This window comes from Streptomyces sp. NPDC021096, from assembly GCF_040641275.1.
Lineage (GTDB): Bacteria > Actinomycetota > Actinomycetes > Streptomycetales > Streptomycetaceae > Streptomyces.
Genome location: NZ_JBFADG010000001.1, coordinates 1 through 24,567, shown reverse-complemented (window position 1 = coordinate 24,567; position 24,567 = coordinate 1). Strand labels below are relative to the sequence as shown.

The 24,567-nt window shown below is 71.8% G+C and carries 23 protein-coding genes; 14 read left to right on the top strand and 9 right to left on the bottom strand.

Going from position 1 to position 24,567, the window contains the following annotated elements; genetic code table 11:
- Window positions 1-99 precede the first annotated feature (99 nt).
- From AB0G59_RS00115 to AB0G59_RS00105, 3 genes are all read right to left on the bottom strand, one after another.
- Window positions 100-900: an enoyl-CoA hydratase-related protein gene (locus AB0G59_RS00115; protein ID WP_360906384.1), complete on the bottom strand. Its 801-nt coding sequence runs from the start codon at window positions 898-900 to the stop codon at window positions 100-102.
- Window positions 901-1,159: 259 nt separating this feature from the next.
- Window positions 1,160-2,302: an adenylate/guanylate cyclase domain-containing protein gene (locus AB0G59_RS00110; RefSeq protein ID WP_071961854.1), complete on the bottom strand. Its 1,143-nt coding sequence runs from the start codon at window positions 2,300-2,302 to the stop codon at window positions 1,160-1,162.
- Window positions 2,303-2,432: 130 nt separating this feature from the next.
- Window positions 2,433-3,284, bottom strand: coding sequence for a biotin--[acetyl-CoA-carboxylase] ligase (locus tag AB0G59_RS00105; RefSeq protein ID WP_360906382.1), 852 nt, complete (start codon window positions 3,282-3,284; stop codon window positions 2,433-2,435).
- A gap of 150 nt (window positions 3,285-3,434) precedes the next feature.
- On the opposite strand from AB0G59_RS00105, the gene AB0G59_RS00100 reads away from it, so the two are divergent.
- From AB0G59_RS00100 to AB0G59_RS00080, 5 genes are all read left to right on the top strand, one after another.
- The gene (locus AB0G59_RS00100; RefSeq protein WP_360906381.1) at window positions 3,435-5,033 is read left to right on the top strand and encodes an acyl-CoA carboxylase subunit beta; all 1,599 of its coding nucleotides are present in this window, start codon (window positions 3,435-3,437) and stop codon (window positions 5,031-5,033) included.
- Between the two features lie 46 nt (window positions 5,034-5,079).
- Complete coding sequence (locus tag AB0G59_RS00095; RefSeq protein ID WP_360906379.1) at window positions 5,080-5,286, top strand: acyl-CoA carboxylase epsilon subunit; 207 nt, start codon at window positions 5,080-5,082, stop codon at window positions 5,284-5,286.
- Window positions 5,287-5,392: 106 nt separating this feature from the next.
- Window positions 5,393-5,521: a hypothetical protein gene (locus AB0G59_RS00090; protein ID WP_360906377.1), complete on the top strand. Its 129-nt coding sequence runs from the start codon at window positions 5,393-5,395 to the stop codon at window positions 5,519-5,521.
- Between the two features lie 131 nt (window positions 5,522-5,652).
- Entirely contained in the window at window positions 5,653-7,110 is a 1,458-nt protein-coding gene (locus tag AB0G59_RS00085) for a penicillin-binding transpeptidase domain-containing protein (protein WP_360906375.1), read from the top strand.
- 29 nt (window positions 7,111-7,139) lie between these two features.
- Window positions 7,140-7,748, top strand: a complete 609-nt coding sequence (locus AB0G59_RS00080; RefSeq protein ID WP_071961849.1) for a Maf family nucleotide pyrophosphatase — start codon at window positions 7,140-7,142, stop codon at window positions 7,746-7,748.
- An 18-nt stretch (window positions 7,749-7,766) separates the two neighbouring features.
- Here the strand turns inward: AB0G59_RS00080 and AB0G59_RS00075 are convergent, their stop codons facing one another.
- On the bottom strand, window positions 7,767-8,327 hold the full coding sequence (locus tag AB0G59_RS00075) for a hypothetical protein (RefSeq protein ID WP_360906373.1): 561 nt from the start codon (window positions 8,325-8,327) through the stop codon (window positions 7,767-7,769).
- Between the two features lie 174 nt (window positions 8,328-8,501).
- Here AB0G59_RS00075 and AB0G59_RS00070 point away from each other — a divergent pair, with 174 nt between their 5' ends.
- The 3 genes from AB0G59_RS00070 (at window position 8,502) to AB0G59_RS00060 (ending at window position 12,059) form a co-directional block, all read left to right on the top strand.
- Window positions 8,502-9,260, top strand: coding sequence for an IclR family transcriptional regulator (locus AB0G59_RS00070; protein ID WP_360906371.1), 759 nt, complete (start codon window positions 8,502-8,504; stop codon window positions 9,258-9,260).
- A 293-nt stretch (window positions 9,261-9,553) separates the two neighbouring features.
- On the top strand, window positions 9,554-11,308 hold the full coding sequence (locus AB0G59_RS00065; RefSeq protein ID WP_071961846.1) for a biotin carboxylase N-terminal domain-containing protein: 1,755 nt from the start codon (window positions 9,554-9,556) through the stop codon (window positions 11,306-11,308).
- A 154-nt stretch (window positions 11,309-11,462) separates the two neighbouring features.
- Window positions 11,463-12,059 carry a TetR/AcrR family transcriptional regulator gene (locus AB0G59_RS00060; protein ID WP_071961845.1) on the top strand — a complete coding sequence of 199 codons (597 nt, stop codon included), beginning with the start codon at window positions 11,463-11,465 and terminating at the stop codon, window positions 12,057-12,059.
- Here AB0G59_RS00060 and AB0G59_RS00055 read toward each other — a convergent pair.
- Together AB0G59_RS00055 and AB0G59_RS00050 are read right to left on the bottom strand one after the other, a co-directional pair.
- Window positions 12,056-13,096, bottom strand: coding sequence for a DeoR/GlpR family DNA-binding transcription regulator (locus tag AB0G59_RS00055; RefSeq protein WP_360906368.1), 1,041 nt, complete (start codon window positions 13,094-13,096; stop codon window positions 12,056-12,058). The genes AB0G59_RS00060 and AB0G59_RS00055 overlap by 4 nt on opposite strands.
- Window positions 13,097-13,188: 92 nt before the next feature.
- Complete coding sequence (locus AB0G59_RS00050; protein WP_360906366.1) at window positions 13,189-14,637, bottom strand: NAD(P)H-quinone dehydrogenase; 1,449 nt, start codon at window positions 14,635-14,637, stop codon at window positions 13,189-13,191.
- 163 nt (window positions 14,638-14,800) lie between these two features.
- Here AB0G59_RS00050 and AB0G59_RS00045 point away from each other — a divergent pair, with 163 nt between their 5' ends.
- The 3 genes from AB0G59_RS00045 to AB0G59_RS00035 all read left to right on the top strand — a co-directional run bounded on the left by AB0G59_RS00045 (window position 14,801) and on the right by AB0G59_RS00035 (window position 18,192).
- The gene (locus tag AB0G59_RS00045; protein ID WP_071965776.1) at window positions 14,801-15,238 is read left to right on the top strand and encodes a gamma-glutamylcyclotransferase; all 438 of its coding nucleotides are present in this window, start codon (window positions 14,801-14,803) and stop codon (window positions 15,236-15,238) included.
- Between the two features lie 101 nt (window positions 15,239-15,339).
- A complete protein-coding gene (locus AB0G59_RS00040; protein WP_360906364.1) occupies window positions 15,340-16,161 on the top strand; it encodes a purine-nucleoside phosphorylase in 822 nt (273 codons plus the stop codon).
- 342 nt (window positions 16,162-16,503) lie between these two features.
- Entirely contained in the window at window positions 16,504-18,192 is a 1,689-nt protein-coding gene (locus AB0G59_RS00035; RefSeq protein ID WP_360906362.1) for a phospho-sugar mutase, read from the top strand.
- 287 nt (window positions 18,193-18,479) lie between these two features.
- Here AB0G59_RS00035 and AB0G59_RS00030 read toward each other — a convergent pair whose 3' ends face one another.
- The 3 genes from AB0G59_RS00030 to AB0G59_RS00020 form a co-directional block, all read right to left on the bottom strand.
- Window positions 18,480-19,076 carry a PH domain-containing protein gene (locus tag AB0G59_RS00030; protein ID WP_360906360.1) on the bottom strand — a complete coding sequence of 199 codons (597 nt, stop codon included), beginning with the start codon at window positions 19,074-19,076 and terminating at the stop codon, window positions 18,480-18,482.
- Between the two features lie 52 nt (window positions 19,077-19,128).
- Window positions 19,129-19,767, bottom strand: coding sequence for a class F sortase (locus AB0G59_RS00025; protein ID WP_360906358.1), 639 nt, complete (start codon window positions 19,765-19,767; stop codon window positions 19,129-19,131).
- Between the two features lie 86 nt (window positions 19,768-19,853).
- Window positions 19,854-20,858 (bottom strand): hypothetical protein, encoded by a 1,005-nt coding sequence (locus AB0G59_RS00020; protein WP_360906357.1) that lies wholly within the window; start codon window positions 20,856-20,858, stop codon window positions 19,854-19,856.
- Between the two features lie 345 nt (window positions 20,859-21,203).
- On the opposite strand from AB0G59_RS00020, the gene deoC reads away from it, so the two are divergent.
- Genes deoC through AB0G59_RS00005 form a run of 3 tightly spaced genes read left to right on the top strand, consistent with a single transcriptional unit; the run spans window position 21,204 to window position 24,515 of the window.
- The gene (gene deoC / locus AB0G59_RS00015) at window positions 21,204-22,205 is read left to right on the top strand and encodes a deoxyribose-phosphate aldolase (protein WP_071964311.1); all 1,002 of its coding nucleotides are present in this window, start codon (window positions 21,204-21,206) and stop codon (window positions 22,203-22,205) included.
- Window positions 22,206-22,207: 2 nt separating this feature from the next.
- Entirely contained in the window at window positions 22,208-23,638 is a 1,431-nt protein-coding gene (locus tag AB0G59_RS00010) for an aldehyde dehydrogenase family protein (protein ID WP_360906355.1), read from the top strand.
- Entirely contained in the window at window positions 23,631-24,515 is an 885-nt protein-coding gene (locus AB0G59_RS00005; protein WP_360906353.1) for an aldehyde dehydrogenase family protein, read from the top strand. Before AB0G59_RS00010 ends, AB0G59_RS00005 begins: the two co-directional genes overlap by 8 nt.
- Window positions 24,516-24,567 lie beyond the last annotated feature (52 nt).

Genomic DNA, 24,567 nt, shown 5'->3' with positions numbered 1-24,567 from the left:
TTCCGTCACTGCGCGCAGGTCCTGCACTCCAGCGTAAGAATGCTGAGCTCATTCCGCTTTATAAGGGGCTTTATGCACTCAGAAGGCCAAGGCCGCGGCTCACTCCCCCGGCCAGTCCGGCGTCCGCTTCTCGTTGAAGGCGGCCACGCCCTCCGCACGGTCGCCGGAGAAGGCCACGGTGCGCCAGGCGGCGTCCTCGACCTCCAGCCCCGCCCGCAGGTCCAGCCCCTGCCCCAGCCGCAGCGCCCGCTTCGCGGCACGCACGCCGACCGGCGAGTTGCGCGCGATCCGCGTGGCGAGGGCCAGCGCCTCCTCCCGGTCCCGGCCGGGCTCCACCAGCACGTCGACGAGGCCCAACTCCCGGGCCTCGGCGGCCTCCACCCGCCGGGCGCTGAAGATCAGCTCGGCGGCCCGGGCGGCCCCGACGCGGCGCGGCAGCAGCTGTGTGCCGCCGCCACCGGGGATCACCCCGACCGACACCTCGGGCAGCCCCACCACGGCGGTGGAGTCCGCCACGATCACGTCGCAGGACAGCGCCAGCTCGAAGCCGCCGCCCAGCGCGAAGCCGTGCACGGCGGCGATGGCCGGCATGGGCAGCTCCAGCACGCCGGTGTAGCAGGCGCGCGAGTAGGGGCGCTGGCGACGCAGGTCGTCGTCCGTGAAGGAGTTGCGCTCCTTGAGGTCCGCGCCCACGCAGAAGGCGCGCTCGTGGGTGGAGGTGAGGACGACGGCCCGTACGTCACGGTCCGCGGCGAGCGCGGCGGTGGCCTCGATGACGCCCCGGCCGAGCTCGGTGGAGACGGCGTTCATGGCCTTGGGGCGGTCCAGCACCAGTTCGGCCACGTGACCGCCCTCGTGCTTGCGGATCGCGATCCATTCCCCGTAACGCTGCTCGCTCACGCTTGCCCTCCCGGTCTATCGGTGCCAGGCCACTGATCATGCCCGGAGCGGGCCGGTGGGGCCATACCCGGCCGTCGTCGGGTTCGGGGCCGGGGCGGGACGGGCCCTTCTGGGGGCTGGATTATTTACGGCGGGTGCGGTTCTCGGGTTTCGGCGCCCCCGAAGCCGCCGCAAATAACCCTTACGCCCCCTGCCAGGGCCCGTCCCGCCCCGGCCCCTCCCGCCGGTGGGCGGCTGCGACCTGTCGCGGGGCGGGCTGTTACTGATCCCGCCGCGTCAGCAGCCAGGGCTCCACGACGCCCAGCCCCCGCACCGGCCGCTGCCACATCGGCTGCAGGGCGAACCGGTACGCGGCGGGCTCCTCGCCCGCCTGCTCGGCCGCCGCGGCCTCGGCCTCGGACTTGGGCGCGTCGCCGGCGCGGGCGAGCTCCTCCGCGAGGGCGCCGTCCACGAGGACGGCGTCCTTCGGCGCTATCGACGTCAGCCGGCTGGCGAGGTTGACGGTCGTGCCGAAGACGTCGCCCATGCGCGTGGTGACGGTCCCGAAGGCGATGCCGACCCGCAGTTCGGGCATCGTCTCGTCGTTCGTGAGGGTCTCGATCAGCCGCAGCCCGATCTCGGCGGCGGTACCGGCGTCGTCGGCCGCGAACAGCACCTCGTCGCCCAGCGTCTTGATGAGCCGCCCGCCGTGCGCGGCCACCAGGTCCGCCGCCGTCGTCTCGAAGGCCTCGACGAGCTCGCCGAGCTCCTCCTCCTCCAGGCGCCGGGTCAGCCGGGTGAAGCCGACGAGGTCGGCGAAGCCGACGGCGAGCCGCCGGTCGACCATTTCGGCGTCGTCCGCGGCCTGCACGACGCGTCCGGTGGCGGCGGCCAGCTGCCGCCGCCAGACATAGACGAGGAACTCCTCCAGCTCCGGCAGCAGCAGCTCGACCAGCGGGTAGGTGATCTCCGTGCGGGTCATCCCCTCCTGAGGCTCGGTCAGGCCCTCCAGGAAGGAGTCGATCTGCCAGTCGGCGAGCCGCGCGGTGGTCTGGCCGGTGGACCGGGCGACCTGGACGGCCATGGGCTCGCTCAGCAGCCCGGCCTCCACCAGACCGGCGAGCCGCCGCAGCGCCAGCACGTCGGCCTCGGTGAGGGCCTTCGCCTGTCCGATGTCAGCGAACCCCATGGCGCGCCAGAACCGGGCGGCCAGGTCCATGGAGACGCCGGCCGCTCGTGCGGCCTGAAAAGGGGTGTAGCGCCGCTCGGCGCCGAGGATGAGGGCCTCCAGCCGGAGCGCGAGGGGGTCGCCGCCCTCCTCGTCGAAGTCCTCCCCGACGTCCCGGGAAGCGGCCTCGCGCGCAGCGCTGTCCTCCCCCTTGGCCTCAACGGCACGGGAGGTTCCCCCACCGTCGGCGGTCACCGCCCGCCCCCTGTCCGATCCGTGCGCACTGCCCTGCCGATCGCTGCTCGCTTAGGTTCCGGGCACAACGATACGTCAGGTGTGCCGTAGCTCACTCTCCCCACGGCACGCCGCTCACTCTTTACGACGTTTACGACCCTGCCGGCCGCAAATGGACGATGTCACCCGCTCCCACCGGCTCCTGCACCCCCTCGGCCGTCGCCAGTACCAGCCGTCCGTCGCCGTCCACGGCCACGGCCTCGCCGACGAGCTCCCGGCCGCCGGGCAGTTCGGCCCGTACGGACCGGCCGAGCGTGGCGCAGCCGGTGGCGTACGCCTCCTGCAGGCGGCACAGGGCGGGGTCGCCGCCGGCGGCGCGCCACTCGCGGTACCACTCCTCCAAGGAGCGCAGGACGGCCCGCAGCAGCGGGTCCCGGTCGAGCACCTCGGCGCCGGCCAGCGCCAGCGACCCGGCGCCGGGCACCGGCAGCTCGTCGGCGCGGAGCGTGACGTTGAGGCCGATGCCGACGACGACGCTGTCGCCGGTGCGCTCGGCGAGGATGCCGCCGGCCTTGCGCTCCTCGTCGCCGACCGTCACAAGGAGGTCGTTGGGCCACTTCAGGGCGGTGTCGACGCCGGCGGCGCGGGAGACGGCGGCGGCGGTGGCGACACCGGCGAGCAGCGGCAGCCAGCCCCACCGGGCGGCGGGCACGCCGGGGCCGGGGGTGAGCAGGACGGAGAAGAAGAGCCCGGAGCGCGGCGGCGCGGACCAGGTGCGGTCGAGGCGGCCGCGCCCGGCGGACTGTTCCTCGGCGATGAGCACGGCCCCCTCGGCCCCGCCGGAGGCGACGAGGTCGGTGTTGGTGGACCCGGTGCGCGGCACCACGTCGACGGAGGTCCACAGCGCGCCGGGGCGCAGCAGCCCGCGCCGCAGGGCGGCGGCGTTGAGGGGGGGCCGGTCCAGGTCGGACCAGCGGTTGCCGGAGGCGTCGGAGGGCGTCATAACAGCCACCATAGGAGGCAGGCGAGGACGAATCGGTGTGGCCAACGACGCACTGCCGCAGCGCATCCGCGCGGATACGCTACGAACCGGTAGCACCGGTCAGCCGTACCTCTTCAGCCCACACCCCTGGACGAGCAGGAGCCGCATCCCGTGTCCGAGCCGGAAGCCAATGGATTCGACATCCACACCACCGCGGGCAAGCTCGCGGATCTGCAGCGCCGGATCGAGGAGGCGACGCACGCCGGCTCCGCGCGGGCGGTGGAGAAGCAGCACGCCAAGGGGAAGTTGACGGCGCGCGAGCGGATCGATCTGCTGTTGGACGATGACTCGTTCGTGGAACTCGACGAGTTCGCCCGGCACCGCTCGACCAACTTCGGCATGGACGCCAACCGCCCGTACGGGGACGGTGTGGTCACCGGCTACGGCACGGTCGACGGCCGTCCGGTGGCGGTCTTCTCGCAGGACTTCACGGTCTTCGGCGGCGCGCTGGGCGAGGTCTTCGGCCAGAAGATCGTCAAGGTGATGGACTTCGCCCTGAAGACGGGGTGCCCGGTCATCGGCATCAACGACTCGGGCGGCGCGCGCATCCAGGAGGGCGTGGCGTCCCTGGGCATGTACGGCGAGATCTTCCGCCGCAACACGCACGCCTCGGGTGTGATCCCGCAGATCTCGCTGGTCGTCGGCCCCTGCGCGGGCGGCGCGGTCTACTCCCCGGCGATCACCGACTTCACGGTCATGGTCGATCAGACCTCGCACATGTTCATCACCGGACCGGACGTCATCAAGACGGTCACGGGTGAGGACGTGGGCTTCGAGGAGCTGGGCGGCGCCCGGACGCACAACTCCACCTCGGGCGTGGCGCACCACATGGCGGGGGACGAGAAGGACGCCATCGAGTACCTCAAGGCCCTGCTGTCCTACCTGCCGTCGAACAACCTCTCCGAGCCCCCGGCCTTCCCCGAGGAGGCCGATCTCGAGGTCTCGGACACCGACCGCGAGCTGGACGCGCTCATCCCGGACTCGGCGAACCAGCCCTACGACATGCACACCGTGCTGGAGCATGTGCTGGACGACGGGGAGTTCCTGGAGACCCAGGCGCTGTTCGCGCCGAACATCGTCACCGGCTTCGGCCGGGTCGAGGGCCGGCCGGTGGGCGTGGTCGCCAACCAGCCGATGCAGTTCGCCGGCTGCCTGGACATCAACGCCAGTGAGAAGGCCGCGCGCTTCGTACGCACCTGCGACGCCTTCAACATCCCCGTGCTCACCTTCGTCGACGTGCCCGGCTTCCTGCCGGGCACGGACCAGGAGTACAACGGCATCATCCGCCGCGGCGCCAAGCTGATCTACGCCTACGCCGAGGCCACGGTGCCCCTGATCACGGTGATCACCCGCAAGGCGTACGGCGGCGCGTACGACGTCATGGGCTCCAAGCACCTGGGCGCGGACCTCAACCTCGCCTGGCCCACCGCGCAGATCGCCGTCATGGGCGCCCAGGGCGCGGTCAACATCCTGCACCGCCGTTCGCTGGCGGCGGCGACGTCGCCGGAGGAGCAGGAGGAGCTGCGCGCCCAGCTGATCGCCGACTACGAGGACACGCTGCTCAACCCGTACGTGGCGGCCGACCACGGCTACGTCGACGCGGTGATCATGCCCTCGGACACCCGCCGGCAGATCGTGCGCGGGCTGCGCGCGCTGCGGGACAAGCGCGAGGCGCTGCCGCCCAAGAAGCACGGCAACATCCCGCTGTAAGCCGCCTCCGCGGCGGCATACCGGTCACGAAGGAAGGGACGCTGACGTGATCAAGGTCGTACGGGGCAATCCGACCCCCGAGGAGTTGGCCGCCGCACTGGCGGTGGTCCAGGCCCGCGCGGCGGCGGGCGCCGCCGCCGCGCCTGCGGAGCCCACGCGCCCGGAGTGGTCCAGCCCGGCCCGGCGGGCCGCGGCCCGCCGCGTCCCGCAGCCGGGCCCGCGGGCCTGGCGCACCAGCTACTGGCCGTCCTGAGCCCCAGGGCCCGGCGGGGCCCGGCCGAATGACGTGGCGCATTTACCGTGGCGCTTGAGTACGCGTACTCAGGCGCCACGCCCTTTCCGGCCGGAGCATGGACGTCATGCTCTGGTCCGACCCGTCCGACGAACCGCCCGAGGAGCTGCGCGAGGCGCAGGCCATGCTCCGGCGGGCGGGGGTCGTGCTTGCCGTGGGCATGGTGGTGCTGTTCGTCCTGCTCGGCATCAGCTGAGGCTCCCGAGGTCACCGAAGGTCACAGGCGCCTCATAGGTTTGCCCTGACCGCAACCGCATTCGTCCGTTTCGCGTCATGCCCAGTGATATGCCGTGATCGGGGGGACGACCGCGGGGAGACCGACACACCATGAACAGGCCCGTACGCCACATAGCGATATTCACCGGGGTGCTCGTGCTCGCACTCCTGGTGCGGGCGACCTGGGTGCAGTTCGTCCGCACCGACGAGCTGGCCAACCACGAGAAGAACCGCCGGGTGGCCATCGCGAGCTTCTCCCAGCCGCGCGGCAACATCATCGTCGGCGGTGAGCCCATCACCGGTTCCACGGTGACCGAAGGCAGCGACCTGAAGTACAAGCGCACCTTCAAGGACGGCAAGATGTACGCCCCGGTCACGGGCTTCTTCTCGCAGGGCTACGGCAGCACCCAGCTCGAGAGCCTCAACAACAAGCTGCTCAACGGCACCGACGACCGCCTGTTCCTCCAGCGCACCAGCGACATGCTCACCGGCAAGAAGCCGCGCGGCGGCGACGTGGTGACGACCATCGACCCGAAGGCGCAGAAGGCGGCGTTCGAGGGCCTCGGCGACAGGAAGGGCGCCGTCGTCGCCCTCGACCCGCGCACCGGCAAGATCCTCGCCCTCGCGTCCACCCCCTCGTACGACCCCTCCGTCTTCGCGGGGACCGGCGGCAAGGACAAGGCCGCCTGGGAGGCGCTGGAGAAGGACAAGGACAAGCCGACGCTGAACCGCGCGCTGAGGGAGACCTACCCGCCCGGCTCGACCTTCAAGATCGTCACGGCGTCGGCGGCCCTGGAGAACGGCCTCTACAGCGACATCGACGGCAAGACCGACTCGCCCGACCCCTGGACCATGCCCGGCACCCGGACCGTGCTGCCCAACCAGAACCCCACCGCGCCCTGCAAGGACGCCTCGCTGAACGTCGCGATGCAGCACTCCTGCAACAACGTCTACGGCAAGGTCAGCTCCGACCTCGGCAAGCAGAAGATGAAGGAGACGGCCGAGAGGTTCGGCTTCAACGACGCCAAGGTCGACACCCCCGTCCGCGCCGCGAAGAGCACCTTCCCCGACAACATCAACAAGTCGCAGACCGCGCTCGCCGGCATCGGGCAGGGCAGCCTGACCGCCACCCCGCTCCAGGTCGCCATGATGACCGCCGCCATCGCCAACGACGGCAAGCTGATGAAGCCCTACATGGTCGAGGAGCTGCGCGGCCCGGACCTGCAGAGCGTCGAGAAGCACCAGCCGGAGGAGATGTCGCAGGCCGTCTCGCCGGAGGTCGCCAAGAAGGTCCAGCGGATGATGGAGGACACCGCCACCAAGGGCACCGGCAAGGCCGCGCTGATCGACGGCGTCACCGTCGGCGGCAAGACCGGCACCGCCGAGCGCGGCAAGGACCAGAAGAACCTCGCCTGGTTCATCTCCTACGCCAAGACGGCCGACGGCTCCCCGGTCGCCGTCGCCGTCGTGATCGACCCCGACGAGAGCGTGCCGAACGACGAGATCTCCGGCGGCAAGCTCGCCGGGCCGATCGCCAAGAAGGTCATGCGGGCCGTCCTCGACAAGTGACGCCCCGTGCCGCCCTTAGGCTGGCCCGTATGACCGACAGCACCCGCCGCCGCCTTGTCCTCGCCTCCCAGTCCCCCGCCCGCCTCGGCCTGCTGCGCCAGGCCGGGCTGGCCCCCGAGGTGATCGTCAGCGGGGTGGACGAGGACGCGCTCGACGCCCCCACCCCCGCCGCTCTGGCGCTGGTCCTGGCCGAGGCGAAGGCCGCGGCCGTCGCCGGCCAGGAGGCGGCGGCGGGCGCGCTGGTCGTGGGCTGCGACTCGGTGCTGGAACTGGACGGCCAGGCGCTCGGCAAGCCGGCCGACGCCGAGGAGGCCACGGCCCGCTGGAAGGCGATGCGCGGCCGCTCCGGCGTCCTGCGCACCGGCCACTGCGTAATCGACACCGCCACCGGCCGCCGGGCCTCGGCGACCGCCTCCACCACCGTCCGCTTCGGCGAGCCGTCCGACGCCGAGATCGCCGCCTACGTGGCCTCGGGCGAGCCGCTGCACGTCGCGGGCGCCTTCACCCTCGACGGCCGTTCCGCACCGTTCGTCCGGGGCATCGACGGCGACCCCGGCAACGTCATCGGCCTGTCGCTGCCGCTCCTGCGCGAGCTGCTGGCGGAGCTGGGGACCGGCATCACCGACCTGTGGGCGTAGCCCCCGCGGGCGTAGCCGCTAGAGCGGCAGGGCGCTCGTGGCCTGGCCGACCTGCTTCAGCTGGCTGAGCTGGTCGAGCTTGCGCAGCCCGTTGACGACGCCCGGGTGGACGCTCTGGTCCTGCGAGGGGGCCATGTCCTGCGGGGAGGGCACCCCCGCGGGGGGCTGCGTCCCGGCCGGCCCGGCCTGCGGCCCCGGTGCGCCCTTGACCGGGGCGCCCTTCGCGGGAGCGCTCTTGGCCGGCGCGCCCTTGGAGGGAGCCGCCTTGGCCGGGGCGCTCTTCGAGGGAGCCGCCTTGACGGGAGCGCCCTTGCTCGGAGCGCCCTTCGAGGGAGCCGCCTTGGCCGGCGCACCCTTCGCCTGCACGCCCTTCGCGGGGGCGCCCTTCACCGGGGCCTTCGTCGGGGCATCCGTCGGGGTGCCGTGCGAAGGGTCGGTGACGCTGACCGGGCCCGCGTTCGACGTCGGCGGCGGCGCCACCGGCGTCGGCGCGACGGGCGCGGCGGAGGCGGGCGCGGCGGCGGACATGGACAGAGCGGCGCCGGCCAGGACGGCAGCGGCAGCGATGCGCTTGATCATGACTTCATCAACGATGTCAGGGTATTTCGGTCACGTTCCCCTCCGCCGGGAGGGGAATCCCCCACAGGACAGGGGGAGTTCACCCCCACCCAGCGGACACCGGGGGCCGCCCCGGGCCCTGTGCGAGGCTGGGAGGTCCGCCCGTACGCCTCCCCGTGAAGGAGCCCGCCCCTCATGCCGCAGTCCGTGGACCGCGCCCTGGACGTCCTGGACGCCGTCGCCGCGTCCGACGGGCCCGTGCCCGCCAAGGCCCTCGCCCGGCACCTGGGCTGCGGCCTGTCCACGGTCTACGAGCTGCTGGGCGCCCTCACCGCCCGCGGCCACCTGGTCCGCACGCCGGCCGGCTACGTCCTGGGCTACCGCGTGCCGTCCCTGCACCACGCCTTCCAGCGGCAGATGCGGATGAGCGACGAGGTGCAGGAGCTGCTGCAGAGGACCCGCCGGGCGGCCGGCGTGGACACCTACTTCAGTACGTACCGCGACGGCGACATCGCCGTGCTCGCCGCGGCGACCGCCTCGCACCCGGCCACCGGCGGCTTCACCGTCGGCCAGGACGTGACCGGCCACGCCACCGCCCACGGCAAGGTCCTGCTGGCGGCCCTGCCCCGGGCCGCCCGGCTGCGCTATCTGGCGGCGTCCGGGATGCAGGCGATCACCCCGCGCACGATCACGTCACCGGAGCGGCTGGACGTACAGCTGCGCCGGGTGAGACGCGAAGGAGTGGCCGTGGAGGTCGAGGAATGCGCGCCCGGCGTGGCGTGCGTGGCGGTCCCGGTGCCCGCCGCCGGTGCGCTCACCGCGGTCTCGGCGGCCCTTCCCTTGGAGGAGTTCCACCGGCGCGGGCAGCAGGTGGCCGAGGCACTGCGCCATGTCGCGGCGGAGGCGGCCAAGTTCCAGGGGACGGCCGACATCAGCGGCCCTACTGGCGGGTAAGCCTACGGAAGGAGGCCCTACGGTCCGGGACGGCACGCAAACTTTGTGTCACCCATTTGTAGGGACTCCACTAAGAAACGGCCTCGTCGCCCCTCACCGCACCCCGAGAGCTTGACCACACCATCGCGCGATCGGCACACGGTGAAACCCGGCGTACCGTGGATGATCTGGGGACTTCGGCCCACGCACGGCTCCCTACTCACGCTCCGTGTGGGCAAGGTCACCCCGGAAGTCGGGTCGGCACAGAGTGTCGCCAGTACCTAAACTCACCTTGTTTCAAGGAGGGAGCCATCGTGCGCAAGGTGCTCATCGCCAACCGTGGCGAAATCGCTGTCCGCGTCGCTCGTGCATGCCGGGATGCGGGGATCGGAAGTGTGGCGGTCTACGCCGACCCCGACCGCGACGCGTTGCATGTCCGCGCGGCCGACGAGGCCTACGCGCTGGGTGGTGACACTCCCGCGACCAGCTATCTCGACATGGCCAAGGTCCTCGCCGCCGCAGCCGAGTCCGGCGCGGACGCCATCCACCCGGGCTACGGCTTTCTCTCGGAGAACGCCGAGTTCGCGCAGGCGGTCATCGACGCCGGCCTGACCTGGATCGGCCCGCCCCCGCAGGCCATCCGCGACCTCGGCGACAAGGTGGCGGCCCGTCACATCGCCCAGCGCGCCGGCGCGCCCCTGGTCGCCGGCACCGCCGACCCGGTCTCGGGCGCGGAGGAGGTCGTCGCCTTCGCCGAGGAGCACGGCCTGCCGATCGCCATCAAGGCCGCCTTCGGCGGCGGCGGCCGCGGCCTGAAGGTCGCCCGCACGCTCGAAGAGGTCCCCGAGCTCTACGACTCCGCCGTCCGCGAGGCCGTGGCCGCCTTCGGCCGCGGCGAGTGCTTCGTCGAGCGCTACCTGGACCGCCCGCGGCACGTCGAGACCCAGTGCCTGGCCGACAAGCACGGCAACGTGGTCGTCGTCTCCACCCGTGACTGCTCGCTGCAGCGCCGCCACCAGAAGCTGGTCGAGGAGGCGCCCGCGCCGTTCCTGTCCGACGAGCAGAACGCCGAGCTGTACCGCGCCTCGAAGGCCATCCTGCGCGAGGCTGGCTACGAGGGCGCCGGCACCTGCGAATTCCTGGTCGGTCAGGACGGCACGATCTCCTTCCTCGAGGTCAACACCCGTCTGCAGGTCGAGCACCCGGTCACCGAAGAGGTCACCGGCATCGACCTCGTCCGCGAGATGTTCCGCATCGCCGACGGCGAGGAACTGGGCTACGACGACCCGCCGCTGCGCGGCCACTCCTTCGAGTTCCGCATCAACGGCGAGGACCCGGGCCGCAACTTCCTGCCCGCCCCGGGCACCGTCACCCGCTTCTCCGCCCCGACCGGCCCCGGCGTCCGGCTGGACGCGGGCGTGGAGTCGGGCTCGGTCATCGGCCCCGCCTGGGACTCCCTCCTCGCCAAGCTGGTCATCACCGGCGCCACCCGCGAGCAGGCCCTGCAGCGCGCGGCCCGCGCCCTGGCGGAGTTCCAGGTCGAGGGCATGGCCACGGCCATCCCCTTCCACCGGGCCGTCGTCACCGACCCCGCCTTCACCGCGGACCCCTTCCGGGTCCACACCCGGTGGATCGAGACCGAGTTCGAGAACACCATCGCGCCGTTCGCCGGCGCGACGGCGGACGAGGACGAGGAGGCCCCGGGCCGCGAGACGGTGGTCGTCGAGGTCGGCGGCAAGCGCCTGGAGGTCTCGCTGCCCTCCTCCCTCGGCATGACCATCGCCCGCACCGCCGCGGCCGGCGGGGCCAAGCCCAAGCGCCGCGCCGCCAAGAAGTCCGGCTCCGCGGCCTCCGGCGACGCCCTCGCCTCCCCGATGCAGGGCACCATCGTCAAGGTGGCCGTCGAAGAGGGCCAGCAGGTCAACGAGGGCGACCTCATCGTGGTCCTGGAGGCCATGAAGATGGAGCAGCCTCTCAACGCCCACCGCACCGGCACGGTCAAGGGCATCACGGCGGAGGTCGGCGCGTCCGTCTCCTCCGGCGCCGTCATCTGCGAGATCAAGGACTGATCCCGGACTCCGCAGCCCCACGGGCCCCGGCCGCACAGGCCGGGGCCCGTGGGCATTCCCGGACCGGCGCGCGCACCGGCCTGGCATCCTTGACTGACGGGGACTGTGGGACCTGAGGCCGGCACTGCGGCCACCGATCGGGAGGACTGACCCAATGGCGACCGACGCGGCGCAGACGTCACCACGACCTATGCGCGCGGACGCCCGGCGCAACTACGAGCGGCTGCTCGTGGAGGCCCGTACGGCGTTCACCGAGCACGGCACGGACGCCTCGCTGGAGGACATCGCCAAACGGGCCGGCGTCGGCATCGGCACGCTCTACCGGCACTTCCCCAACCGCACCGCGCTGATGAGCGCGGTCTTCCAGGGCGAGGTGGACGGCCTGCTGGCCCGCTCCCGCGAGCTGCTGGCGTCCCCCGAGCCCTGCCGGGCGCTCGTCGCCTGGCTGCGGGCCATCGTGGCCCATGCCAGCACCTACCGCGGCCTGTCACGGGCCCTGATGGCCGCGCAGACCGACAAGGCGTCCGCCATGTCCCGGTGCAGCCTGCCGATGCGCGAGGCGGGCAGCACGCTGCTCGCCCGGGCGCAGCGGGCCGGCGCCATCCGCGAGGACGTGGACATCGTCGACCTGATGCAGCTGACCAACGCCATTTCGCTGGCGGTCGAACAGTCCCCGGACGACCCGGAGTTGGCCGACCGCCTGCTCACCCTGACGCTGACGGGGATAAAGGCGCAGCGCCCCCCGGCCTAGCGCCGCCTCGGGGCCAGGTCCGCCACGCGGGCCGTGGCCTGGCCGTCCAGGGACACCGCGCTGCGCAGCTGCGCGCCCGGGGGCCCGCCCGACCCCGGCCCGCCCGGCTGGCCGTGGCCCAGGGGGAGGTTTCTGCGCTGTCCCGGCAGCGGCGGCACGTCCCGGCGGCGGGCCGCCTGGGAGACCGCGTCGCCGTGCACGGCCCCGCCCCCCGAGCCCGACCCCGCGCCGGGCCCGGCGACGGAGATGTGCACGCCCTGGTCGGCCAGCGCCTGGAGCTCGGTGGCGGCCCGGTCGTCGTGGGCGGGCGGCTCGTCGGTCACGAGTCTGGTGATCACGTCCGTGGGCACAGTCTGGAACATCGTGTCGGTGCCCAGCTTGGTGTGGTCCGCGAGGACCACCACCTCCGCCGCGGCCTGCACCAGCGCCCGGTCCACGCTCGCGGAGAGCATGTTGGACGTGGACAGCCCGCGCTCGGCGGTCAGCCCGCTCCCGGACAGGAAGGCCCGGGTGACCCGGAGCCCCTGCAGGGACTGCTCGGCACCGCTGCCGACCAGTGCGTAGTTGGAGCCGCGCAGGGTGCCGCCGGTCATGACGACCTCGACGCGGTTGGCATGGGCCAGCGCCTGGGCGACGAGCAGGGAATTGGTGACCACCGTCAGACCCGGTACGCGCGCGAGCCGGCGGGCCAGCTCCTGCGTGGTGGTACCGGCGCCGACGACGACGGCCTCGCCCTCTTCGACGAAGCTCGCCGCGAGATCGGCGATTGCCGTCTTCTCGGCGGTCGCTAGATGGGATTTCTGCGGGAAGCCGGACTCCCTGGTGAAACCGCCCGGCAGCACCGCACCGCCGTGCCGGCGGTCGAGCAGTCCTTCGGCCTCCAGCGCCCGCACGTCACGCCGTACGGTCACTTCTGAGGTCTGGACGACGCGGGCGAGCTCGCGGAGCGAAACCGCTCCGTTGGCCCGCACCATTTCGAGGATCAATTGGCGACGTTCTGCAGCGAACACGAAACCGACAGTAACGCCAACGACCATCTGTTTTCAGCAGGTTGCAGCAATTAACGGAAGTTGTCCGTAGTGCGGTGCAAGAAGTGGTATAGGGAACCGGAACACCCGGTCCCCTGTCCCTACGCCTCCCGCTGCGACTTGCGCGTGTGCAACTGCCGCGCCACCTCGGCGATGGATCCGGACAGCGAGGGGTAGACGGTGAAGGCGTTGGCGATCTGCTCCACGGTCAGGTTGTTGTCGACCGCGATCGAGATCGGGTGAATGAGCTCGCTGGCCCGCGGCGAGACGACCACACCACCCACGACGATGCCCGTGCCGGGACGGCAGAACATCTTCACAAAACCGTCCCGAATACCTTGCATCTTCGCTCGCGGATTACGCAGCAACGGAAGCTTGACGACACGGGCGTCAATCACGCCGTTGTCGACATCGGCCTGTGTATACCCGACCGTAGCAATCTCGGGATCCGTAAATACGTTCGCGGATACAGCCTTGAGATTGAGAGGCGCGACCGTGTCGCCCAGGAAGTGGTACATGGCGATGCGGCCCTGCATCGCCGCGACCGACGCCAGCGCGAGCACGCCTGTGCAGTCTCCGGCGGCGTAGACGCCCGGCGCGCTCGTGCGCGAGACCCGGTCCGTCCAGATGTGCCCGGACTCCTTGAGCCGGACCCCGGACTCCTCCAGCCCTATCCCCGCCGTGTTCGGGATGGACCCGACCGCCATCAGGCAGTGCGTCCCGCTGATGACGCGCCCGTCCGCGAGCGTCACCTCCACCCGGTCGCCCACCCGCTTGGCGGACTGGGCCCGGGAGCGGGCCATGACGTTCATGCCGCGCCGCCGGAAGACGTCCTCCAGGACGGCCGCGGCGTCCGGGTCCTCACCCGGCAGCACCCGGTCGCGCGAGGACACCAGGGTCACCTTGGACCCCAGCGCCTGGTACGCGCCGGCGAACTCGGCACCGGTCACGCCCGAGCCGACCACGATGAGCTCCTCGGGGAGCTCGTCCAGGTCGTAGACCTGGGTCCAGTTCAGGATGCGCTCGCCGTCCGGCAGCGCGTCGGGGATCTCCCGGGGGTGCGCACCGGTGGCGATCAGGACGGCGTCCGCGGCCAGCGTCTCCTCGGTCCCGTCGGCGGCCGTCACCACGACCCGGCGCGAGCCGTCCGGGGCCTGCTGCGGCTCGAGCCGCCCGCGCCCGCGCAGCACCCGCCCGCCGGCCCGCGTCACCGAGGCCGTGATGTCGTGCGACTGGGCCAGCGCGAGGCGCTTGACCCGTCGGTTGACCTTGCCCAGGTCCACGCCCACCACACCGGCGGCCTGTTCCAGCGGCGGCGTGTCGTCGGCGACGATGATCCCCAGCTCCTCGTACGAGGAGTCGAAGGTCGTCATCACCTCTGCCGTCGCGATAAGAGTCTTCGAGGGCACGCAGTCGGTCAGCACCGACGCCCCACCCAGACCGTCGCAGTCGACGACGGTCACCTCCGCGCCGAGCTGCGCGGCGACGAGCGCCGCCTCATAGCCGCCGGGTCCGCCACCGATGATCACGATCCGAGTCACGTATTCCATTGTCCCGCACCCATCAAAGCGGCTCCTTCCGGGGCCCCCTACGCCATCCTGACGCCGATCCGTGCGACCTCTGTACGAAAACCGACAGAAAGTTCCGCACGAACCTCCCTTCGAGATTGCCACCCCAAATGCCGTCCCGCCTCACTCACGTACCCTCGGAACCATGTCGCTCTACGCCGCGTACGCCGGCAACCTCGACGCGCGGCTGATGACCCGCCGCGCACCGCACTCCCCGCTGCGCGGCACCGGTTGGCTCAACGGCTGGCGACTGACGTTCGGCGGGGAGCAGATGGGCTGGGAGGGCGCACTCGCCACGATCGTGGAAGCCCCCCGCTCGCAGGTCTTCGTGGCCCTCTACGACATCGCTCCGATGGACGAGGACTCGATGGACCGTTGGGAGGGCGTCGGCCTGGACATCTACCGGCGCATGCGTGTCCGTGTCCACACTCTCGACGGTGAGGAGCCAGCCTGGGTCTATGTCCTCAACGGATACGAGGGGGGCCTGCCCTCCGCCCGCTACCTCGGCGAGATCGCGGACGCCGCGGAATCCGCCGGCGCTCCGCACGACTACGTCATGGAGCTGCGCAAGCGCCCGTGCTGAAGGTGACGATTCCATCTCGTCGCAAAGCACAAAGCAACAATCGGAACACCGTAACCAGCGACATCTACGCGCGTAGGCCATTAGCGGTTACCCTCGTCCGCGTGAACGCATCAGTTACCCCCGAGATCCAGGCCGACCCGTACGCCGCGGCCGACGCCGCCGCCGCCCGCCTGCGCGAGCTCACAGGCGCCGAGACCCACGACGTCGCCCTGGTCATGGGCTCCGGCTGGGTCCCCGCCACCGAAGCGCTCGGCACCCCCGAGGCCGAGTTCCCGGTCACCGAGCTGCCCGGCTTCACCGCCGCCGCCGTCGCGGGCCACGCGGGCACGGTTCGCTCCTACAAGGTCAACGACAAGCGCGCGCTCGTCTTCCTCGGCCGTACGCACTACTACGAGGGCCGCGGCGTCGCCGCCGTCGTGCACGGGGTCCGCACCTCCGTCGCCGCCGGCTGCAAGACCGTCGTCCTCACCAACGGCTGCGGTGGCCTCCGCGACGGCATGCGCCCCGGCCAGCCGGTGCTGATCAGCGACCACATCAACATGACGGCGACCTCGCCGATCGTGGGCGCCAACTTCGTCGACCTCACCGACCTGTACTCGCCGCGTCTGCGCGCGCTGTGCAAGGAGGTCGACGAGACCCTCGAAGAGGGCGTCTACGTCCAGCTCCCCGGCCCGCACTACGAGACCCCGGCCGAGATCCACATGGTCCGCACCCTCGGTGGCGACCTCGTCGGCATGTCGACCACGCTCGAGGCCATCGCGGCCCGCGAGGCCGGTGCCGAGGTCCTGGGCATCTCGCTGGTGACGAACCTCGCCGCCGGCATGACGGGCGAGCCGCTGAACCACGAGGAGGTCCTCGAGGCCGGCCGCGATGCCGCTGCTCGCATGGGCTCGCTCCTGGCGCAGGTCCTGCCGAAGCTCTGACCTGGCGGTTCACGCCACAGCCACTCCGTGCCGGGGGCCTTGCGCCTCCGGCACAGGCGTTTCCGCGCCTCCGGCGCGGTTTCGCCCACCCGCCCGATTGCCCGGAACCGGGCAGTGCGACGGCCTCTCGCCGCCGAACCGGCGGGAGGGGCCGGGGCGGGATGGGCCCTGGCAGGGGGCGTGGAGCGTGATTTGCGGCGGCATTGGGGGCACCCTCAACGCTGGGCCTCATCCGCCGTAAATCATGCAGCCCCCAGAAGGGCCCGTCCCGCCCCGGCCCCGCCCCGAACGCGCACCACCCCGCACCCCATGCGCACCCCCAAAGACCTCCGGAGGAAAACCGTGGAGCGAGACGACCTCATCGCCCGGGCCCAGGCCTGGCTCGCCGAGGACCCCGACCCCGAGACCCGCGACGAGCTCGCCCGGCTCATCGACGCCGGCGACCTCACCGAGCTCGGCAGCCGCTTCGCCGGCACCCTGCAGTTCGGCACCGCCGGCCTCCGCGGCGAGCTCGGCGCCGGCCCCATGCGCATGAACCGCACCGTGGTCATCCGCGCCGCCGCCGGCCTCGCCGCGTACCTCAAGAAGCAGGGCCACGCCAACGGCACCGTCGTCATCGGCTACGACGCCCGCTACAAGTCCGCCGACTTCGCCCGCGACACCGCCGCGGTCATGGTGGGCGCCGGCCTGAAGGCGGCGCTGCTGCCCAAGCCGCTGCCCACCCCCGTCCTCGCCTTCGCGATCCGCCACCTGGGCGCCGTCGCCGGCATCGAGGTCACCGCGAGCCACAATCCGCCCCGCGACAACGGCTACAAGGTCTACCTCGGCGACGGCTCCCAGATCGTGCCGCCCGCCGACGCGGAGATCGCCGCCGAGATCGCGGCGATCGCGAGCCTGGACGACGTGCCCCGGCCGTCCGCCGGCTGGGAGACCCTCGGCGAGCACGCCGTGGTCGGCGCCTACCTCGAGCGCACGGACGCCGTGCTGACGGGCGGCTCCCCCCGCGCCGTCGACGTGGTCTACACGCCCATGCACGGCGTCGGCCGTGACGTGCTGACCGCCGCGTTCGCCCGCGCCGGCTTCCCCGCGCCGACGGTGGTCGCCGAGCAGGCGGAGCCGGACCCGGACTTCCCGACGGTCGCGTTCCCGAACCCGGAGGAGCCGGGCGCGATGGACCTGGCCTTCGCGACGGCCCGCGCGGCCGTGGCGGCGGGCGGATCGCCCGACATCATCATCGCCAACGACCCCGACGCCGACCGCTGCGCCGTGGCCGTGCCCGCGCCGGACACGATCGAGGGCTGGCGGATGCTGCGCGGCGACGAGGTGGGCGCGCTGCTGGCCACGCACCTGGTCCACAAGAGCGCCCGCGGCACGTTCGCGACGACGATCGTCTCGTCCTCGCTGCTGTCCCGCATCGCGGCGGCCGCGGCCGGCGCGTCGTACGAGGAGACGCTGACCGGCTTCAAGTGGCTGGCCCGCGTGGACGGCCTGCGCTACGCGTACGAGGAGGCGCTGGGCTACTGCGTCGACCCCGAGGGCGTGCGGGACAAGGACGGCATCACCGCGGCGCTGCTGGTCGCGGAGCTGACGGCGGAGCTCAAGGCGACCGGGCGGACGCTGAGCGACCTGCTGGACGACCTGGCGGTCGAGCACGGGCTGCACGCGACGGACCAGCTGTCGGTGCGCGTGGAGGACCTTTCGCTGATCGCGGCGGCGATGCGGCGCCTGCGGGAGCAGCCGCCGACGGTTCTGGCCGGGCTGCACGTGGTGTCGGCCGAGGACCTGACGAAGGGCACGGAGTCGCTGCCGCCGACGGACGGCCTGCGGTACCACCTGGCGGGTGACGAGTCGGGCACCGTCTCGGGGGCCCGGGTCATCGTGCGCCCGAGCGGCACGGAGCCGAAGCTGAAGTGCTACCTGGAGGTCGTGGTGCCGGTCGCCGCGGCGAACGCCCTGGTGGACGCCCGCACCCACGCGTCCGAGGTCCTGGCAGCCATCAAGACGGACCTGGCCCGGGCAGCCGGCATCTGACGCCTGGCGGTTGGTCGGGGGCGGGGCGGGACGGGTCCTTCTGGGGGCTGCATTATTTACGGGCCGTGCTGGGCGTTGCATCGAGCGCCCGGCACTTGGCCCGCAAATAACGCTTTACGCCCCCTGCCAGGACCCGTCCCGCCCCGCCCCCTTACGCCGCCACCCCGTTCCACCCCGTTGTGGGCAATCGTTCCGCAGGGCTGGGGGCACCTCCCAGCGGTAGCTGGGGGAGGGTGGGCACAACGGAACAGCGGACCCGCACCACCCCGCCCCGCCAACGGGGGCCGTCAGCTAATGGCGGCCAGCACCACCAGCAACACCAACCCCACCACCGACGGCACGATCAATTCGTACGCCCAGCGAACCACCGGCACCCCCTGCGCGCCTTCCCGCGAAGCACACCGCTCCGCCAGCTCGCCCAGGTCCTGCACCGCCTGGTCCGACACCGCCCGCACCGCCTCCTCGCCACCGCCACCGCCACCACGCGCACTCGCCCGCGCCGCCCGCTTGCGCTGGCGCAGCGACACCGGCAGCGCCCACAGCTGGTACTTCGCCCCACCGGCGAGCACCTCACTGGAGTACCCGGCCCGAACGGCCTCGACAGAGGCCCACGGCAGCGTGATCGTGCGGAACGGATTGCGCACCAGCAGCCGCTCCTCCCCCGCCCACACCGCGGGCCGCAACGTGAACGCGATGATCAGTGGCACCGCGCACAGCAGCCCCGCCAGGGCGAGCCACGGCGTGTCGCCCTCGCCGCTCACGATCGCGTCGCCGCCCAGCCACGCGGCCAGCGCCAGCAGCAGCACGCCTCCGCCGATGCCGGCGGGGGACCTGTAGCACCGCTCGGCGTATTCCTGACCGGGGGCATTGGGGGAACTCTTCATGGCGCCGATTCTGCCCGACCCACCGGGTACCGGACATTGCGGTACGGCAACGCTAGGAGCGTCCGCCGGACGTCGCGGTGAGGTCGGCGTAGACGACGATGTTGTCCGGCCGGTGGCCGTCGCGCAGGTCGCCGCCGCAGGTGATCAGGCGGAGCTCGGGCCGGTCGGTGTTGCCGTAGACCTTGCGGGTGGGGAAGTCCTTCTTGTCGACCTGCTGCAGCTCGCGGACCGTGAACGTGACGGTGGACCCGTCGGCCCGGCCGACGGTGATGGGGTCGCCGACCTTGAGCCTGGCGATGTTCTTGAGGACGGCCGGCCCCTTCGCGGTGTCGAAGTGGCCGATGAGTACGGCGGGGCCCGTCTCGCCGGGCGTGACGCCCTTGTCGTACCAGCCGATGCGGTCGCCCTGCTCGACGGACGGCACCTCGACGGTGCCGTCGTCGGCCAGCCCGAGATCGAGGATGGGGCCGGTGTCGACGGAGGCGGTGGGCACGCTGACGCGTACGGGCTTGGAGGCGGGCAGCGGGGCGACGGTGGACGCCGGGCGCGCCGCGGTGGTCGCGGACACATGGGCGCCGGCGTTGCCCGTCTTCGGGCCGCCGCAGGCGAGCAGACCGCCGCCGAGGGCGAGGACGAGCAGCGCGGCCGCGGCGCCCCGGCGGGGGCGGGAGCCTGCGGAGGGCTGGGTCATGCGGAACTCCTGACGGGCGCTACGGCGCGAGGGCGGACCGCCGGTGAGGGACGGCCCGCCCTCGCGGGTCGGGGGAAGGTTACGGATCAGACGCCCGCGCCGACGGCACGGCGGCGCAGCACGGCGAAGGCGACGCCCGCGGCGCTGACCGAGGCGAGCGCGCCACCGGCCGCGAGGAGCGCGGTGTCATTGCCCTCGCGCACGCCCTCGGCACCGGCTGCCACGCCGCCCTGCGGGATGGCCTTGGTCTGGGTCATCTGGGCGGAGGCGTTGCCCGCGCCGGCCTGGATGACGGAGCCGCCCGCCTTGCCGCCGGAGGTGGTGGCCGAGTCCTTGGTGACGCTCTTGGTGAGAACCTCGCCGCGCAGGGCGGTGAGCGTGATGGTCATGCCGTTGTACGTGAAGGTCTTGTCCTGGCCGTTGGCCGTGACGGACTTGACGACCTGGCCGCCGGAGATGATGTCGACGCGGTGGGTCTCGGGGCCCGACTCGAAGACCTTCGCCACGCTGCCGTCGGCCAGGGTCACCGTGCGGTGCAGCCACCAGGAACCGTAGACCTTCACGGTGCGGATCTCGCCGCGCAGGGCGGTGAGGGTGAGCTTCATGCCGTTGTAGTCGAAGGTCACGTCCTGGCCGTTGGCCGTGACGGACTTGACGACCTGGCCGCCGGAGATGATGTCGACGCGGTGGGTCTCGGGGCCCGACTCGTAGACCTTGGCGACGCTGCCGTCGTCGAGGGTCACGGTGCGGTGCAGCCACCAGGAGCCGTAGACCTTGTCCTCGCCCTTGTCGGTCTCGGCCTTCTTGCCCGTCTCGGCCTTGACGCCGGCGTCCTTCTTGGCGCCGGTGGCCGCCTCGGTCTTCTTCTCCTCCGCCTTGGCGGGGGTCTTGGTGCCGGTGGTCGGCTCGGTCGCCTTGGTGGCGGGAGCGGCCGGGGCGGCGGGAGCCGCAGGAGCCACAGGCGCGGCCGGAGCCGCAGGCTCGGCGGCGAACGCGGCGGTCGCCGGAGCCAGAACGGCGGAGGCGAGTGCGGCGGAGGCGAAGACGGCGCGGACGGCGTTACGACGGCGGCGCGGGGACAAAGCTGACATGCTGGACTCCTGGCGAGATCAGGCCTGGGAAGAAGGGAATTCGCATGCCGCTTCCCTCAGTTCGGGTGGGGCCGGAGAGGTCGGGCGGTTCTGCTGAGAAAAAGCTTATGGATCACAAGTGATCGAACTTTCCGCCTTTTGTCACGAAACTTCGACAAGCACCGCCAGCAAGTGGAAGATGCGGCACCTCTTCAGGCCTAATCCGACCGAACCGGACATCGAGCCGGACGCTAAGGTCGAACCGTGGCGAGCACTCGATCGCCAAGTGATCTTGCTGGTCAGCGCTTTGCCGCCACCCGAGGGGGTGACACGCGCTACGCGCGTAGATATGCTCATCCGGTGACCATGCACCCTCCCCCAACAGTTCCCTCAAACGGCAACGAAGCCGCCGAGCGACTGGCGTCGATGGCGGACGTGACCGCCTCCGACGGTGCGCTGCGCCGCTTCCTGCACGGCCTCCCGGGCGTCGACCCGGTCGGGCTGGAGGCCCGCGCCTCGGCGCTCGGCACCCGCTCGATCAAGACGACGGCGAAGGCCTACGCCATCGACCTGGCGATCTCCATGATCGACCTGACGACCCTGGAGGGCGCGGACACCCCGGGCAAGGTCCGGGCGCTGTGCGCCAAGGCCGTCAACCCGGACCCGACAGACCGCGGGACCCCCCGTACCGCCGCGATCTGCGTCTACCCCGACATGGTGGCCACCGCCGCCCAGGCCCTCGCCGGCTCCGGCGTGAAGGTCGCCTCCGTCGCGACCGCGTTCCCGGCCGGCCGGGCCGCGCTGCCGGTGAAGCTGGCGGACACCAAGGACGCCGTCGCCGCGGGCGCGGACGAGATCGACATGGTGATCGACCGGGGTGCCTTCCTCTCCGGCCGTTACCTGTCCGTCTTCGAGGAGATCAAGGCCGTCAAGGAGGCCTGCCGCCGCGAGGACGGCTCGGCCGCCCGGCTGAAGGTCATCTTCGAGACCGGCGAGCTGTCGACGTACGACAACATCCGCCGCGCCTCCTGGCTCGGCATGCTGGCCGGCGCCGACTTCATCAAGACCTCGACCGGCAAGGTCGCGGTGAACGCCACCCCGGCGAACACCCTGCTGATGCTGGAGGCCGTGCGCGACTTCCGCGCCACGACCGGGGTGCAGGTCGGCGTGAAGCCCGCCGGCGGCATCCGCACCACCAAGGACGCGCTGAAGTTCCTGGTGCTGGTCAACGAGACCGTGGGCGAGGAGTGGCTGACCAACGAGTGGTTCCGCTTCGGTGCCTCCAGCCTCCTCAACGACCTGCTGATGCAGCGCCAGAAGCTGAGCACCGGGCGCTACTCCGGTCCCGACTACGTGACGGTGGACTGACCATGGCTTTTGAATACGCACCGGCGCCCGAGTCGCGCGCGGTCGTCGACATCGCCCCGTCCTACGGGCTCTTCATCGACGGCGAGTTCCGCGACGCCTCCGACGGCAAGGTCTTCAAGACCCTCTCCCCCTCCACCGAGGAGGTCCTCTCCGAGGTCGCCCAGGCGTCGGCCGAGGACGTGGACGCGGCCGTCAAGGCCGCCCGCAAGGCGTTCGAGAAGTGGTCCGCCCTGCCGGGCGCGGAGCGCGCGAAGTACCTCTTCCGCATCGCCCGGATCATCCAGGAGCGCTCGCGCGAGCTGGCCGTCCTGGAGACGCTCGACAACGGCAAGCCGATCAAGGAGACCCGCGACGCGGACCTCCCGCTGGTCGCCGCGCACTTCTTCTACTACGCGGGCTGGGCCGACAAGCTCGACCACGCCGGCTTCGGGCCGAACCCGAAGGCGCTGGGCGTGGCCGGCCAGGTCATCCCGTGGAACTTCCCGCTGCTGATGCTGGCGTGGAAGATCGCTCCGGCGCTGGCCGCCGGCAACACCGTGGTGCTCAAGCCGGCGGAGACCACTCCGCTGTCGGCGCTGTTCTTCGCGGACATCTGCCGCCAGGCGGGCCTGCCCAAGGGCGTCGTGAACATCCTGACCGGCGACGGCTCCACCGGTGCCGCGCTGGTGGCCCACGACGGCATCGACAAGATCGCCTTCACCGGCTCCACCGGCGTCGGCAAGGAGATCGCCCGCACCCTGGCCGGTACGGACAAGAAGCTCACGCTTGAGCTGGGCGGCAAGGGCGCCAACATCGTCTTCGACGACGCCCCCATCGACCAGGCCGTCGAGGGCATCGTCAACGGCATCTTCTTCAACCAGGGCCAGGTCTGCTGCGCGGGCTCGCGCCTGCTGGTGCAGGAGTCGATCCAGGACGAGCTGCTGGACGCCCTCAAGCGGCGGATGTCCACGCTGCGCGTCGGCGACCCGCTGGACAAGAACACCGACGTCGGCGCGATCAACTCCGCCGAGCAGCTGGCCCGCATCAAGGCCCTGGCCGACAGCGGCGAGGCCGAGGGCGCCGAGCGCTGGGCCCCGGCCTGCGAGCTGCCGGGCAACGGCTACTGGTTCGCGCCGACGCTGTTCACGAACGTCACCCAGGCGCACCGCATCGCCCGCGAGGAGATCTTCGGCCCGGTGCTGTCCGTGCTGACCTTCCGCACGCCGGGCGAGGCCGTCGCGAAGGCCAACAACTCGCAGTACGGGCTGTCGGCCGGCATCTGGACCGAGAAGGGTTCGCGCATGCTCGCCGTGGCGGACAAGCTGCGGGCCGGCGTCATCTGGGCCAACACGTTCAACAAGTTCGACCCGACCTCGCCCTTCGGCGGCTACAAGGAGTCGGGCTTCGGCCGCGAGGGCGGCCGCCACGGTCTGGAGGCCTACCTCGATGTCTGAGCGACTTAGCGTCTTCAAGACCTACAAGCTGTTCGTCGGGGGCAAGTTCCCCCGGTCCGAGAGCGGGCGGGTGTACGAGGTGACGGACTCCAAGGGCAAGTGGCTCGCCAACGCCCCCCTGTCGTCCCGCAAGGACGCCCGTGACGCCGTCGTGGCGGCGCGCAAGGCGTTCGGCGGCTGGTCGGGCGCGACCGCGTACAACCGCGGCCAGGTGCTCTACCGCGTCGCCGAGATGCTCGAGGGCCGCCGGGACCAGTTCGTCGCCGAGGTCGCCGACGCGGAGGGGCTGTCGAAGGCCAAGGCCGCCGCCCAGGTGGACGCGGCGATCGACCGCTGGGTCTGGTACGCGGGCTGGACCGACAAGATCTCCCAGGTCGTCGGTGGCACCAACCCGGTCGCGGGGCCGTTCTTCAACGTCTCCTCGCCCGAGCCCACCGGTGTGGTGGCCGTCGTGGCGCCGCAGGAGTCCTCGTTCCTGGGTCTGGTGTCCGTGATCGCCCCGGTGATCGCCACCGGTAACACCGTGATCGTCGTGGCGTCCGAGAAGGCGCCGCTGCCGGCCCTGTCGCTGGGCGAGGTGCTCGCCACCTCCGACGTGCCCGGCGGCGTGGTCAACATCCTGTCCGGCAAGGCCGCGGAGATCTCTCCGTCCCTCGCAGCACACCAGGACGTCAACGCGATCGACCTGGCCGGCGCCGACGCCGAGCTGGCGAAGGCCCTGGAGTTCGCCGCGGCCGACAACCTCAAGCGCGTCGTCCGTCCACAGGCTGTGGACTTCTCGGCCGACCCGGGCACGGACCGGCTGACCGCGTTCCTGGAGACGAAGACCGTCTGGCACCCCACGGGCTCGCTGGGCGCGGGCGGCTCGTCCTACTGAGCCGGCCCCGCAGCACGACGACGGCGGTGGTTTCCCCGGCCGGGGAAACCAC

What these genes read in the sequence shown, in the direction of transcription:
- AB0G59_RS00090 (WP_360906377.1), top strand. Translation starts at nt 5,393, where the DNA reads ATGCTCTGGTCCGACCCGTCCGACGAACCGCCCGAGGAGCTGCGCGAG.
- AB0G59_RS00025 (WP_360906358.1), bottom strand. Translation starts at nt 19,767, where the DNA reads ATGACCCAGCCCTCCGCAGGCTCCCGCCCCCGCCGGGGCGCCGCGGCC.
- AB0G59_RS00080 (WP_071961849.1), top strand. Translation starts at nt 7,140, where the DNA reads ATGACCGACAGCACCCGCCGCCGCCTTGTCCTCGCCTCCCAGTCCCCC.
- AB0G59_RS00055 (WP_360906368.1), bottom strand. Translation starts at nt 13,096, where the DNA reads ATGGTCGTTGGCGTTACTGTCGGTTTCGTGTTCGCTGCAGAACGTCGC.
- deoC (WP_071964311.1), top strand. Translation starts at nt 21,204, where the DNA reads ATGCACCCTCCCCCAACAGTTCCCTCAAACGGCAACGAAGCCGCCGAG.
- AB0G59_RS00045 (WP_071965776.1), top strand. Translation starts at nt 14,801, where the DNA reads ATGTCGCTCTACGCCGCGTACGCCGGCAACCTCGACGCGCGGCTGATG.
- AB0G59_RS00085 (WP_360906375.1), top strand. Translation starts at nt 5,653, where the DNA reads ATGAACAGGCCCGTACGCCACATAGCGATATTCACCGGGGTGCTCGTG.
- AB0G59_RS00060 (WP_071961845.1), top strand. Translation starts at nt 11,463, where the DNA reads ATGGCGACCGACGCGGCGCAGACGTCACCACGACCTATGCGCGCGGAC.
- AB0G59_RS00020 (WP_360906357.1), bottom strand. Translation starts at nt 20,858, where the DNA reads ATGTCAGCTTTGTCCCCGCGCCGCCGTCGTAACGCCGTCCGCGCCGTC.
- AB0G59_RS00050 (WP_360906366.1), bottom strand. Translation starts at nt 14,637, where the DNA reads ATGGAATACGTGACTCGGATCGTGATCATCGGTGGCGGACCCGGCGGC.
- AB0G59_RS00010 (WP_360906355.1), top strand. Translation starts at nt 22,208, where the DNA reads ATGGCTTTTGAATACGCACCGGCGCCCGAGTCGCGCGCGGTCGTCGAC.
- AB0G59_RS00005 (WP_360906353.1), top strand. Translation starts at nt 23,631, where the DNA reads ATGTCTGAGCGACTTAGCGTCTTCAAGACCTACAAGCTGTTCGTCGGG.
- AB0G59_RS00070 (WP_360906371.1), top strand. Translation starts at nt 8,502, where the DNA reads ATGCCGCAGTCCGTGGACCGCGCCCTGGACGTCCTGGACGCCGTCGCC.
- AB0G59_RS00105 (WP_360906382.1), bottom strand. Translation starts at nt 3,284, where the DNA reads ATGACGCCCTCCGACGCCTCCGGCAACCGCTGGTCCGACCTGGACCGG.
- AB0G59_RS00075 (WP_360906373.1), bottom strand. Translation starts at nt 8,327, where the DNA reads ATGATCAAGCGCATCGCTGCCGCTGCCGTCCTGGCCGGCGCCGCTCTG.
- AB0G59_RS00030 (WP_360906360.1), bottom strand. Translation starts at nt 19,076, where the DNA reads ATGAAGAGTTCCCCCAATGCCCCCGGTCAGGAATACGCCGAGCGGTGC.